The organism is Neisseria sp. WLZKY-1 (genome assembly GCF_046546535.1).
Classification (GTDB): Bacteria; Pseudomonadota; Gammaproteobacteria; order Burkholderiales; family Neisseriaceae; genus Neisseria.
On the sequence record NZ_JBKGTW010000025.1, the window covers coordinates 16,286 to 28,491 of the forward strand.

General features: G+C 59.8%; 11 protein-coding genes. 8 read left to right on the forward strand and 3 right to left on the reverse strand.

What is annotated here, in order from left to right:
• The first annotated feature begins 55 nt into the window (after positions 1 to 55).
• The gene (locus tag ACLD9W_RS07750; RefSeq protein WP_410841486.1) at positions 56 to 1,366 is read left to right on the forward strand and encodes a peptidoglycan DD-metalloendopeptidase family protein; all 1,311 of its coding nucleotides are present in this window, start codon (positions 56 to 58) and stop codon (positions 1,364 to 1,366) included.
• A 557-nt stretch (positions 1,367 to 1,923) separates the two neighbouring features.
• On the opposite strand, the gene murA is transcribed toward ACLD9W_RS07750, so the two are convergent.
• Positions 1,924 to 3,177 (reverse strand): UDP-N-acetylglucosamine 1-carboxyvinyltransferase, encoded by a 1,254-nt coding sequence (gene murA, locus ACLD9W_RS07755; RefSeq protein WP_410841487.1) that lies wholly within the window; start codon positions 3,175 to 3,177, stop codon positions 1,924 to 1,926.
• 56 nt (positions 3,178 to 3,233) lie between these two features.
• On the reverse strand, positions 3,234 to 3,482 hold the full coding sequence (locus ACLD9W_RS07760; RefSeq protein ID WP_410841488.1) for a BolA family protein: 249 nt from the start codon (positions 3,480 to 3,482) through the stop codon (positions 3,234 to 3,236).
• A gap of 196 nt (positions 3,483 to 3,678) precedes the next feature.
• Here ACLD9W_RS07760 and folE2 point away from each other — a divergent pair, with 196 nt between their 5' ends.
• Together folE2 and ACLD9W_RS07770 are read left to right on the forward strand one after the other, a co-directional pair.
• Complete coding sequence (gene folE2 / locus ACLD9W_RS07765) at positions 3,679 to 4,452, forward strand: GTP cyclohydrolase FolE2 (protein WP_410841489.1); 774 nt, start codon at positions 3,679 to 3,681, stop codon at positions 4,450 to 4,452.
• A gap of 125 nt (positions 4,453 to 4,577) precedes the next feature.
• The gene (locus ACLD9W_RS07770; RefSeq protein ID WP_410841490.1) at positions 4,578 to 5,189 is read left to right on the forward strand and encodes a glutathione S-transferase N-terminal domain-containing protein; all 612 of its coding nucleotides are present in this window, start codon (positions 4,578 to 4,580) and stop codon (positions 5,187 to 5,189) included.
• A gap of 195 nt (positions 5,190 to 5,384) precedes the next feature.
• Here the strand turns inward: ACLD9W_RS07770 and ACLD9W_RS07775 are convergent, their stop codons facing one another.
• Positions 5,385 to 7,202 (reverse strand): monovalent cation:proton antiporter-2 (CPA2) family protein, encoded by a 1,818-nt coding sequence (locus ACLD9W_RS07775; protein WP_410841491.1) that lies wholly within the window; start codon positions 7,200 to 7,202, stop codon positions 5,385 to 5,387.
• A 172-nt stretch (positions 7,203 to 7,374) separates the two neighbouring features.
• Between ACLD9W_RS07775 and truA the strand changes: the two genes are divergently transcribed.
• The 5 genes from truA to ACLD9W_RS07800 all read left to right on the forward strand — a co-directional run bounded on the left by truA (position 7,375) and on the right by ACLD9W_RS07800 (position 11,910).
• Entirely contained in the window at positions 7,375 to 8,205 is an 831-nt protein-coding gene (gene truA, locus ACLD9W_RS07780) for a tRNA pseudouridine(38-40) synthase TruA (RefSeq protein WP_410841492.1), read from the forward strand.
• Between the two features lie 232 nt (positions 8,206 to 8,437).
• Positions 8,438 to 9,061, forward strand: a complete 624-nt coding sequence (locus tag ACLD9W_RS07785; protein WP_410841493.1) for a phosphoribosylanthranilate isomerase — start codon at positions 8,438 to 8,440, stop codon at positions 9,059 to 9,061.
• A gap of 77 nt (positions 9,062 to 9,138) precedes the next feature.
• Positions 9,139 to 9,537: a hypothetical protein gene (locus ACLD9W_RS07790; RefSeq protein WP_410841494.1), complete on the forward strand. Its 399-nt coding sequence runs from the start codon at positions 9,139 to 9,141 to the stop codon at positions 9,535 to 9,537.
• An 84-nt stretch (positions 9,538 to 9,621) separates the two neighbouring features.
• A complete protein-coding gene (gene thrC, locus ACLD9W_RS07795; RefSeq protein ID WP_410841495.1) occupies positions 9,622 to 11,031 on the forward strand; it encodes a threonine synthase in 1,410 nt (469 codons plus the stop codon).
• An 81-nt stretch (positions 11,032 to 11,112) separates the two neighbouring features.
• The gene (locus tag ACLD9W_RS07800; protein ID WP_410841496.1) at positions 11,113 to 11,910 is read left to right on the forward strand and encodes a hypothetical protein; all 798 of its coding nucleotides are present in this window, start codon (positions 11,113 to 11,115) and stop codon (positions 11,908 to 11,910) included.
• Positions 11,911 to 12,206: the final 296 nt, after the last annotated feature.

Genomic DNA, 12,206 nt, shown 5'->3' on the forward strand with positions numbered 1-12,206 from the left:
GTTTAAATTAAGGGCTTGTCATGCCGATTTATCAGAAACGGTTATCCGACGAAGAATGGACAGAGATTTTCTCCGCCGCATCAGGCAACACAAACACACCCGCTACGCCGTGGCGGGTCTTCTGATTTCGGCCACCGCTTTGGCGGTTTTGTACGGTTTGGCTTCAGACGGCGGCAAAGCGCACCAGGCACGGCGCATCGTGCAGGAGCTGCCGCCGCCGCAGGGCGGCACACAGGAGAGCAAAAGCAGCTACTGGCTGGAAGAGGCGGTGAAAGAGGGCGACACCCTGCAAACCATGCTGCGCCGCTACGGCCTTTCCGATGCCGACATTGCCAACGCGCTCGGCAAAGACGCCGCCGAAAGACGCTTGATGAGGCTGCACCCTGGGCAAACCGTCAGCGTGCTGATGGACGGAGAAAACCGCCCCGCCGCCATCCAGTTTTTCAACGACGACGACAACGGCGAGAAAAACCTGATCGCGCTGGGCAGAATCAAAGGCAAATGGCAGGCTTCCACCAGCGAAATCGAGATGAAAACCCTGCCGACGCTGGTGTCCGTTACCGTGCGCACCTCGGCCAAAGGCTCGCTGGCGCAGGCGGGCGTCGGTGTCGAATTGCGCGAGCTTTTGCGCGACATATTCAGCGAGCAGTTCGACGTCGACGGCCTGGTCGAAGGCGACCAAATCCGCCTGCTCTACGACACCATGTATTTCCGCGGCCAGGAAATGGCCACCGGCGACATCCTCGGCGTGGAAATCGTCAAAGGCGGCCAAACCTATCGCGCCTACTACTACGACAAAGGCGACGGCGCGGGCGGCTACTACAACTACGAAGGCGAGCCGCTCAAATCCGAAAACGCCAACGGCGGCTTCATGTACATGCCGCTGCAAAACTACACCCGCATCTCCTCGCCCTACGGCATCCGCGTCCACCCCATCCTGCACACCGTGAAAATGCACACCGGCATCGACTACGCCGCCCCGGTCGGCACGCCCGTTTACGCCCCCGCCGACGGCACCATCACCTTCAAAGGCTGGAAGGGCGGCTACGGCCATGCCGTCGTGATGGAACACGGCGGCGGCGTGGAAACCATCTACGGCCACCTCAGCGCGTTCTCCCCCGCCGCAGGGCGCGTGAGGGCGGGCGAAGTCATCGGCTTCGTCGGCACCTCCGGCCGCTCCACCGGCCCGCACCTGCACTACGAAGCCCGCATCAACGGCCAGCACGTCAACCCCGCCACCGTCGCCCTGCCGACGCCGAAAATGGAAAAAATCAGCATGGGCGCCTTCCTGCGCCAGCGCCAGAAAACCGAAGACATTATGGCCGCCGTGGAAAACCTGCCCGTCACGGCGGCGCAGATTTACTAGGCAAGATACAAAAAGGCCGTCTGAAAAGCATATCCCGCTTTCAGACGGCCTTTCTGATTGTACGACGATGTTGCAGTAAGCGTTGATCGAATAGTTGTATCCGATATTTTATCGATTTTGTTTTTTTAACGGGTTGTGTTCGTTTCAAATAACCGCTTGTCCGACGAGTGCGCTCCATCGCCGCGCGGCGACCTACTTTCTTTGCTTCACCAAAGAAAGTAGGCAAAGAAAGGCGCCCCCGGTTGCAGGCCGCGCTGGGGCGCGGCTTCCCTCACGCCGCACGGTTTTTCCGGCGCGTGCGAACTCGCCGCTTGGGCGGCTCAAACAGGCGCACGCTTTGATCCGGAAAAACCGTGCTCTGTTCGGCTGCGCCAGGGGATTTTAGCTCGCTGTGGTAACGGTTGCCGAAATTCAGCGGGTTGCCAAACCCAATATTCTCATGTTTCAAGATTTGTTGGGTCTGGTAACAAGCTGCGCGACTGTCGGTTTAAAAGTAGAAAAGGCCGTCTGAAAGCAGGATATGCTTTTCAGACGGCCTTTTGCTTGCAGATGGGCGTTTAACCCGAAACCCGCTCGATTTTCGCGCCGACCTGGCTGAGTTTTTTCTCGATGTGTTCGTAGCCGCGGTCCAGATGGTAGATGCGCTCGACGATGGTTTCGCCGCCGGCAACCAAGCCTGCAATCACGAGGCTGGCGGAGGCGCGCAGGTCGGTGGCCATCACGGTGGCGCCGGAGAGTTTTTCCACGCCGTTGACAAAGGCGGTGTTGCCTTCGGTGGAGATGTCCGCGCCCATGCGGTTGAGTTCGGGCACGTGCATGAAGCGGTTTTCAAAAATGGTTTCCACCACTTTGCCCGAACCTTCGGCCACGGCGTTCATTGCCATAAACTGCGCCTGCATGTCGGTGGGAAAACCGGGGTGCACGACGGTGCGGATGTCCACGGCTTTGGGGCGTTGCTGCATATCGATGGCAATCCAGTCGTCGCCCGCTTCGATAACCGCGCCTGCTTCAACCAGCTTGTCGAGTATGGCTTCCATCGTTTTGGGTGCGGCGTTACGCAACACGACTTTACCGCCCGTCATCGCTACGGCACAGAGGAAAGTACCGGCTTCGATGCGGTCGGGCACAACGCTGTGTTCGCAGCCGTGTAATTCTTTCACGCCTTCAACCGTCATGGTAGATGTACCGATGCCGCTGATTTTCGCGCCCATTTTGACCAGGCATTCGGCCAAATCGACCACTTCCGGCTCGATGGCGCAGTTTTCCAACACGGTGGTGCCCTCGGCCAGCGTGGCGGCCATCAAAAGGTTTTCTGTGCCGCCCACGGTTACCACGTCCATCACCACGCGCGCGCCTTTCAGACGGCCTTTGGCTTTGACGTAGCCGTGTTCGATGGTGATTTGTGCGCCCATGGTTTCCAAGCCTTTGAGATGCTGGTCAACCGGCCGCGAGCCGATGGCGCAGCCGCCGGGCAGGCTCACTTGTGCTTCGCCGAAACGCGCCAGCGTGGGGCCGAGCACCAGAATCGATGCGCGCATGGTTTTGACCAATTCATACGGCGCACAGGTGTTGTTGACCGTACCGCCGTTGATTTCAAATTCGCGGATGTTGTCGGTCAGCACGCGCGCGCCCATGCCTTGCAGCAGCTTTTGCGTGGTTTTCACGTCGGCCAGCATCGGCACGTTTTTCAGGCGCAGCGTGCCCGAAGTCAGAAGGCCGGCGCACATTAAGGGCAGCGCGGCGTTTTTCGCGCCCGATACGGTGATTTCGCCGTTGAGCGGGCCGTTGGCAGAGATTTTGAGTTTGTCCATGGCGGCAGACTTTCGTGGGAAAGGGGAGGGCGTTGTTGGGAAAACGCGCGGCGGAATCAGCGGCTTTTTTCCGCCCATTCCGCAGGCGTGGCGGCCACGGAAACGGAAAGCGCGTGCAGCTCGTTCGACGCCAGCTTGTCGGAGAGGCCGTCTTTAATCAGGCGGTGGCGGGCGAGGCGGGCTTTGCCTTCAAAGGCGGAGGAAACGATAACGGCGAAAAAGTGGTGGCCGTCGCCTTCCACTTCGATGTGTTCGCAGGGAAGGACGGCAGCGATGAGTTCTTTGACCTGTTCGGGCAGCAGCATGGCGTGTATTCCTTATTTAAATGGCGGGTTGGCAAAAGGCGGCGATTATACCGTATAGGCGGCAGGCCGTCTGAAAAGGGCGTGCTTTTAGCGGGGTTTTTTCAGACGGCCTGCCGCCCGTTGCCGCCCGCACGGCGCATCTATATACTCGCGCCTTTCCCACACACGCACCGCAAAAAAAAAGGACAAAAAACGCATGAACGCCATTGCCGACGTGCAAAGCAGCAAAGACCTGCGCAATCTGCCGATCAACCGTGTCGGCATCAAAGACCTCCGCTTCCCCATACAAATCGCCGCCGCTTCCGGCGTCCAAACCACCGTCGCCCGCCTCACTATGACCGTGCGCCTGCCCGCCGACCAAAAAGGCACGCATATGTCGCGCTTCGTCGCCCTGATGGAAAACCGCAACCGCCCGCTCGACTACGATGAGCTGAAAAACCTGACGCAGCAGATGTTGGAACTTTTGGGCGCGGAAGCGGGCGCCATCAGCGCCTTGTTTCCCTTTTTCCGCCGAAAAACCGCGCCGGTGTCGGGCATCCAGTCGCTGCTCGACTACGACGTCACTCTCGGTGGCGAGGTGGAAAACGGCGCCTACCGCCACACGCTGAAAGTGCTCGTTCCCGTCACCAGCCTGTGCCCCTGCTCCAAGGAAATCTCGCAATACGGCGCGCACAACCAACGCTCGCACGTTACCGTCTCCCTCGTCTGCCGCGAACACGTCGCCATAGAAGACATCATCGACATTGTCGAGGAACAGGCGTCCTGCCAGCTCTACGGCCTGCTCAAACGCCCCGACGAAAAATACGTCACCGAACGCGCCTACGAAAACCCGAAATTCGTCGAAGACATGGTGCGCGACGTGGCCGTCGCCCTGCGCGGCGACACGCGCATCGCCTCGTTTGTCGTCGAAAGCGAAAACTTCGAAAGCATCCACAACCATTCGGCCTACGCCTATATTGCCTATCCGTAACCCTTGCCAAGCGGCAAAAGGCCGTCTGAAAGTCTGCAAAACGGGCTTTCAGACGGCCTTTTGGCACGCGAAGGGCGCGGGCGTACAATCGCACCTTTCCCGACCTTACCGAAAAGGAGAAAACCGTGAAACTCTACACCAGCACCACCTCGCCGTATTCCCGCGCCATCCTGCTCGCCGCCCTCGCACAAGGCGACCTCGACGGCCTGCAACTCGTTTATGCCGACCCGTGGGCGACGCCCGACGAACTCACCGCCGTCAACCCGCTCTCGCAAGTGCCCGCCCTGATAACCGGCGAGGGAACAGTTATCTGCGGCACGGCTTACGTCGCAGATTTCCTGCTCGGCCACCCGCTGCAAAACGCCGCCCAAGCCGCCGTTGCGGGCTATGCGCAGGCATTGCTCGACCAAGTTGTCAAAGCCTTTTCGCTGGCGAAATTCCTGCCGCAAGACCAAGCCGAACACCCGCACATCCCGCGCGCCCGCGAAGCCGTCGTGCGCGGCCTCGAACACGCGCCGCAGCTGGACGCGCAATGCAGCGGCTTCGACCGGCACTTGCTTGCCATGGCTTTTTCCTATGCCGAGTTGCGCCACCCGACCCTGTTCCCGCACCTGAGCGAGGCCAACCGCGCCGCTTTTGCCGAATACCAACAACGCCGCGACGTGCAGGCCGTTTCCATTGAAGCCTTGGAGCGCAAACCCGCCACCCTCGCCGCCGTGCGCGCCGCCGCCGCGTAAGCCTTAGGGCGTGTTGACAATCAGCCTTGCGAAGCGGTTTTTTGAGGAAAAATCCACGCCTGCCGCGTCAAAAATGCTCGCAAGATGTCCAATCTTGCTGCGCTTTTTTCCTTGCAGGCGCGAATTTTTCCTCAAAAAACCGCTTCGCAAGGCTGAATGTCAACACGCCCTAGGCCGTCTGAAAGACAAAAGGCCTTACACGCTCTCGTCTATCTCTTCTTCGCCCCGCAGCAGCGCCTGCATCGCTTCGGCAATGCGCGTGTCCTGCCGCAGGCCTTCTTCCAACATCGCCTGGTTTTCAAAGGCATGCAGCTCGGGGTTGTACAGCACCGCCATTTTGCCCATGCCGTTTCTATCCATGCGGAAGAACAAATCGCCCGCTTTTTCGGCGGTTTCGTGCGGCAGTCCCAGCATTTCCAACGCCCGTTTGCCGGCGCGCACGCCCGAATCAAACGTTTCGCGCACAATCTCATCGGCATCGGCTTGAAACAGCTTGAAGGTGTGCAGGCGGTCATAGGCGCGGGCAACGATTTTGATGTTGGGATTGGCTTCGCGGGCAAATTGCACGATTTGCAAAATCTGCTCGGGATCGTCAATCGCCACCACCAACACGGCGGCTTTTTCAATGCCGGCGGTGCGCAGCAGTTCGGGGCGCGAAGCATCGCCGAAATAGGTTTTCACGCCGTATTTGTTCATGCCCGCCACGGTTTTTTCGTCTTTATCAATGATGGTGATGGAATAGCCCGCAGCGCTGAGAATGTAGTACACAATCTGCCCAAACCGCCCAAAGCCCACTTGCAAGATGGCGTGTTGCTCGTCAATTTTGTCTGCTTCGCGCTTGGCGACGGCTTTTTTCGGCAGCTTGCCGTGCAGGATCATAAACAGCGGCGTGAGCACCATAGACAGCACCACGATGGCAGTCATATTGGCGTTGTTGATGTCGCTGATTACGCCTTGCGATGTGGCGGCGGTGAACAACACAAAGGCAAATTCGCCGCCCTGCGCCATCAATACGGCGCGTTCCAAGGCTTCTTCGTGATTGCTTTTTGCCAAACGGGCAACGAAGTAGATGCACACGGCTTTGGCGGCCATCAGCGCGAGCACGCCTGAAACAATCAGCGGCCAGTTGTTCGCCACGACATTCAAATCCAGCGACATACCTACGGCAAGGAAAAACAGCCCCAGCAGCAGCCCGCGAAATGGCTCTACATCGGCTTCAAGCTGGTGGCGGAAATGCGATTCAGACAACATCACGCCCGCCAGAAACGCGCCCATCGCCATAGACAAGCCGCCTTTTTCCATCAACACGCCTGCGCCCAGCACCACCAACAGCGCGGCGGCGGTCATCACTTCGCGGGCTTTGCTGCGCGCCAGCAGCCTGAACAGCGGATTGAGCAGCCAGCGCCCCGCCGCCACCAGCGCGACCACACAGCCCAGCGCAATGCCGATGCTCTGCCACAGCGGCTGCCCGCTTTCGGTGTGCGTGGGCGAAAGAAAAGCAACAATCGCCAACAGCGGCACAATCAGCAGGTCTTCAAACAACAGAATCGACACTATTTTCTGCCCGCCCGGGCTGTCGATTTCGCCCCGCTCGCCCAGCACCGACATCACAATCGCGGTGGAGGTGAGCACGAAGCCCGATGCGGCGATAAAGGAAATCTGCCACGAAAAGCCGAACAGCATCCCCACAATGGTCAGCAAAATGGCGGCCACCACTACCTGCATGCTGCCCAAGCCGAAAATCTGCTTGCGCAGATGCCAAAGGTGCGACGGCTTCATCTCCAAGCCGATAACGAATAGGAAAATCACCACGCCCAATTCGGCGACGTGCAAGATGGTGTGCCCGTCTGAAAACAGCCCTAAGCCGAACGGCCCGATGGCAAGCCCTGCCGCCAAATAGCCCAATACCGAGCCTAAGCCGAGCCGCTTGAACAATGGCACGGCAACCACCGCCGCGCCCAACAGGGACACGACCTGGATGATGCTGATGCCGCTTTCTGCCGCTGCCGACATAAAAAACTCCTGTGTGTTTGTGAAAAAAGCCGTTTCAGACGGCCTTTTTTATGATTAGAAAAAAAGGAGCGCGATTATACAGAATCCCGCCCGCATGAAACGTTTTTCCGTTTGGCAGGCCGTCTGAAACGTTCGGACGTATAATGCCGCCTTTTTTCCGACAGCTCCCGCCATGACCGACACCCCGCCCGAACGCAGCCGCTGGGCGCTCACCCTCGCTTACGACGGCAGCCGCTTTTTCGGCTGGCAGAAACAGGCCGACGGCGTGCCCACCGTTCAGACGGCCTTGGAAGACGCGTTGGCCGCCATTGCGGGCGAACCCGTAGCCGTCACCGCCGCAGGCCGCACCGACACCGGCGTGCACGCCGCCGCCCAAGTCGTCCACTTCGACACAGGCGTCCGCCGCGCCGCCCAATCGTGGATACGCGGCACCAACAGCCTGCTGCCCGCGGGCGTTGCCGTTTTGCACGCGCAGATTGTCGCGCCGCATTTCCATGCCCGCTTCGACGCCTGCGGCCGCCGCTACCGCTACCTGCTGCAATCCTCGCCCGTGCGCTCGCCGCTGCTGGCGGGCAGGGTAGGGTGGACGCACACCCCGCTCGACATCCGCGCCATGAGCCGCGCCGCCGCCCTGTTGGCAGGCGAACACGATTTTTCCGCTTTCCGCGCCGCCCAGTGCCAGGCCAAATCGCCCGTCAAAACCCTTTATTCCGTCCGCCTCAGCGGCACGCCAAGCCTGATGGCACTCGATCTGCACGGCAACGCCTTTCTGCACCATATGGTGCGCAACATCGTCGGCGCGCTGGTTTATGTCGGCAACGGCCGTCTCAGCGTCGAAGGCTTCGCGCGCCTCTTGGCGGAAAAAAACCGCCTCAAAGCCCCGCCCACCTTTATGCCCGACGGCCTCTACCTCACCGGCGCCGATTATCCGCCCGAGTTCGGCATAACAACCCCGCCGCTGCCCGACTGGCTGTGGCCGAATCTAGGGGCTGTTGACAATTAGTATTGTGGCGGCTTTTACGCCATAAAACGGCATCTGCCGCGTTGAAAATACTCGCCTATGGACGGCATAGGCTCGCATTTTCGCCTTGCATCTGCCGCTTTCTGACGCAAAATCCGCTTCACAAACCAATTGCCAACAGCCCCAGAGGCCGTCTGAAACGGCGCAACCCCTTTTCAGACGGCCTTCCGCACCGTCAAGGCCGTCTGAAAAACCGAAACAAGGAATCCGCGATATGAAAACCAAAATCCGCGCCAAAATCTGCGGCCTCACCCGCGCCGAAGACGCCGCCGCCGCCGCCGTGCTCGGTGCGGACGCCGTCGGGCTGGTGTTTTACGAAAAAAGCCGCCGTGCCGTCACGGCGCAGCAGGCCGCGCAGATTGCCGCTGCGCTGCCGCCTTTCGTTTCCGCCGTCGGCCTATTCGTTAACGAAAGCACCGACAACATCCGCGAAGTGCTGCGCCGCGTGCCGCTTGACATCATCCAGTTTCACGGCGACGAAGACGATGAGTTTTGCCGCCAGTTCGATCGCCCCTATCTCAAAGCCGTGCGCGTACGCTCGGCAAAGGACATTCAGACGGCCTCAAACCGCTTTCCGAACGCCCGCGCGCTGCTGTTCGACGCCTACCACCCGCAGGAATACGGCGGCACGGGGCAGAGCTTCGATTGGACGCTTTTGCGCGAATACGCGGGCAAACCGTGGATACTGGCGGGCGGGCTGACGCCGCAAAACGTGGCCGAAGCCGTGCGCGTTTCGGGCGCGGCGGCGGTGGATGTGTCCGGCGGCGTGGAAAGCGCGGCGGGCATCAAAGATTACGAAAAAATGGCGGCGTTTCTGCGGGCGGTTCAGGCCGTCTGAACAGGGCGGCTGTGATGCTGCGGGCGGTTTGCGGTAGAATGCGCGCTTTGACAAACCGTGGATTAAAGGAAAACGCGATGAAAAAATTTGCATATTTGGCGGCGTTTGCCGTGTTGTTGTCGGGCTGTGCGGACGCGGGCGGCGGCAATCTGTCGCTGGGCAGCCTGATGGGCGGCGGCGCGCAGCAGTCGGCGGGCGGCCTGGCCGGTTCGCTGGTGAAAAGCGTGATCAACAACCAATGCGTCAGCGAGCTGCAACAGCGCAAAGAATGGCGTGCCATCGCGCTGGCGATGAGCGCCGACAAACAGGCAGAGTGGGAACGTAAAATCTGCAGCTGTGCCAGCGAGGAAGCGCCCAACCAGCTTTCGGCCAACGACCTGATGAGCCTGGCGACCAACCGCGACACCGTGCCGCAAACCGTGGCGAACATCACCGCGAAAACGGTAACCGCCTGCTTCAAACGCATTTACCGCTAAACCCCTTTTCAGACGGCCTCTGCCAATCCGAAGAGGCCGTCTGAAAACACAGTACGCAAACCATCCGAATAAAAAGGCCGGAACATGAAATACATCAGCACGCGCGGCAACACCGCGCACAAAGCATTCAGCGAAGTTTTACTGATGGGTCTCGCCCCCGACGGCGGCCTGATGCTGCCCGAGCGTTATCCGCACATCGACGCGGCCACGCTGCAAAAATGGCGCGGCCTGAGTTATGCCGAACTGGCCTTTGAAATCATCAGCCTGTTTGCCACCGACATCCCCGCCGAAGATTTGCGCGACATCGTCAGCCGCACCTACACCGAAGCAACTTTCGGCACGCAAGCCATCACGCCTGTACGCACTCTTTCAGACGGCCTCAAAATCCAAGCCCTCTCCAACGGCCCGACGCTGGCGTTTAAAGACATGGCGATGCAGTTTCTCGGCAACGCGTTTGAATACGTGTTAAACAAAGAGGGCAAAACGCTCAATATTCTGGGCGCAACCAGCGGCGACACCGGCTCGGCTGCCGAATACGCGCTGCGCGGCAAAAAAGGCATCAATGTGTTTATGCTTTCGCCCGAGGGCAAAATGAGCGCGTTCCAGCGCGCGCAAATGTACAGCCTGCAAGATGCAAACATCCACAATATCGCCGTGGAGGGTATGTTTGACGACTGTCAGGACATCGTTAAAGCCGTGCAAAACGATGCCGCGTTTAAAGAGCAATACCACATCGGCACGGTCAATTCCATCAACTGGGGGCGCATCGTCGCGCAGGTGGTGTACTACTTCGCCGGCTATTTCAACGCCACGCAAAACAACGGCGAAACCGTCAGTTTCTGCGTACCCAGCGGCAATTTCGGCAACGTCTGTGCCGGACACATCGCCAAACAGATGGGCTTGCCGATAGGCCGTCTGATTGTCGCCACCAACGAAAACGACGTGCTCGACGAGTTTTTCAAAACCGGCCGCTACCGTCCGCGCAACGCGTCGCAAACCCATGTTACCTCCAGCCCGTCGATGGACATTTCCAAAGCGTCCAACTTCGAGCGTTTCGTGTTCGACCTGATGGAGCGCGATGCGGGCGAAATCGAAACGCTGTGGGCAGAAGTGGGTGCGGGCAAAGGCTTTGACCTACATTTTGCGCTGGACAAAGTGCGGCAGAAATACGGTTTTGTTTCCGGCAAATCCACCCATGCCGACCGCCTCGCCACCATCAAACAGGTGTATGAGCAAGACGGCGAACTCATCGACCCGCACACCGCCGACGGCGTGAAAGTCGCCCGCCAAGTGCGCGAAAACGGCGAAATTATCGTCTGCCTCGAAACCGCGCTGGCGGCCAAGTTTGAAGACACCATCCGCGAAGCCGTGGACGATGTGGCCGTGCCGCGCCCCGCCGCGCTGGCAGGATTGGAAAACCTGCCGCAGCGCGTGCAGACCGCGCCGAACAATGCCGAAGCGGTGAAAAGCATTATCCGCGAAACCCTGGCATAAAAATGCCGTCTGAAAACCGACCTGCGCCGCGGCTCGGTTTTTTTATCCCCCTGCAAACTTATATATATATATATATTCGGAATGAACGACACAGCCGCCACCGGACAAAACAACTTCGCCACCGAACTCGCCCGCCTCGCCGCCGCGCAGAAAGGCGGCATCGCCCGCTACACCCTTTCAGACGGCCTCGTTGTCTGGGTACGCAAGGCGGGCAGGCGCAATGCCGCGTGGCGCTACGCCCTGCTGGGCATGGTTACCAAACCCCTGCGTTTGGGCGTACTCAAACCCGTGCCCAACCTCGGCGGCGAAAAAGCCGTCGCCACCGAAGCGCACCGCCTGCGCGAACTGAAAGCGGCGGGCGTCAAGGTGCCCGAACTTCTGGCGCAGCAGCCCGACGCCCTGATGATCGGCAATCTCGGCGGCATCCAGCTCGATACGCAAATCGAACAGGAAGCCAAAGGCCGCCACCTCACGGCATGGACGGCAGGCTTGGACGCGATTGCCGATGTGCACGCCAAAGGACAGTTTCTCAGCCAGGCCTTCGCCCGCAACATGATGATTGCGGGCGGCACGGTCGGCTTTCTCGATTTTGAAGACGACCCCGCCGAAGTGCTGACCCTTGCCGAATGCCAAAGCCGCGACTGGCTGTGCTACCTGCATTCCACCTCGCTGCTGCTCAAGCGCCACGGCCTGCTCGAAGAAGCCGCCGCGCTGTGGCACGACAAACTGCTGGCGCAGCCCGAAGAAGTGCGCCGCCTCGTTTTGCAAACCGAAAAACCCGTGGCCTGGATGCACTGCCTGAGCCACTCGCGCTGGGGACGCGACGTCCTGCGCCTCGCCGCCCTCGCCGCCCTGTTTGCGCTGGCGGACTTGGACTGACGGCGCTCGTGCAGGCAAAAGGCCGTCTGAAAGCCGGTAAACGGCATTCAGACGGCCTTCTTGCCGTAATCAAACAGGCCGGCCGGTTCGCCACGGGTGCGTCGGATTTTTGATGCAGATTGCCGCGTTCGATGTCGGCAAAGGCCGTCTGAAAGGCGGGTTTCAGACGGCCTTGAACCGCGTGCGTGGCAGAGCCACACACCCTTGTATGTTCAAATCAGCGTACCATAGCAACCAAACAGGCCAGTCGCCTCGGAACGCACCCTAGGATTACACCCGCATCGTAGCAAAAACGA

What these genes read in the sequence shown, in the direction of transcription:
- ACLD9W_RS07750 (WP_410841486.1), top strand. Translation starts at nt 56, where the DNA reads ATGGACAGAGATTTTCTCCGCCGCATCAGGCAACACAAACACACCCGC.
- murA (WP_410841487.1), bottom strand. Translation starts at nt 3,177, where the DNA reads ATGGACAAACTCAAAATCTCTGCCAACGGCCCGCTCAACGGCGAAATC.
- ACLD9W_RS07760 (WP_410841488.1), bottom strand. Translation starts at nt 3,482, where the DNA reads ATGCTGCTGCCCGAACAGGTCAAAGAACTCATCGCTGCCGTCCTTCCC.
- folE2 (WP_410841489.1), top strand. Translation starts at nt 3,679, where the DNA reads ATGAACGCCATTGCCGACGTGCAAAGCAGCAAAGACCTGCGCAATCTG.
- ACLD9W_RS07775 (WP_410841491.1), bottom strand. Translation starts at nt 7,202, where the DNA reads ATGTCGGCAGCGGCAGAAAGCGGCATCAGCATCATCCAGGTCGTGTCC.
- truA (WP_410841492.1), top strand. Translation starts at nt 7,375, where the DNA reads ATGACCGACACCCCGCCCGAACGCAGCCGCTGGGCGCTCACCCTCGCT.
- ACLD9W_RS07785 (WP_410841493.1), top strand. Translation starts at nt 8,438, where the DNA reads ATGAAAACCAAAATCCGCGCCAAAATCTGCGGCCTCACCCGCGCCGAA.
- ACLD9W_RS07790 (WP_410841494.1), top strand. Translation starts at nt 9,139, where the DNA reads ATGAAAAAATTTGCATATTTGGCGGCGTTTGCCGTGTTGTTGTCGGGC.
- thrC (WP_410841495.1), top strand. Translation starts at nt 9,622, where the DNA reads ATGAAATACATCAGCACGCGCGGCAACACCGCGCACAAAGCATTCAGC.
- ACLD9W_RS07800 (WP_410841496.1), top strand. Translation starts at nt 11,113, where the DNA reads ATGAACGACACAGCCGCCACCGGACAAAACAACTTCGCCACCGAACTC.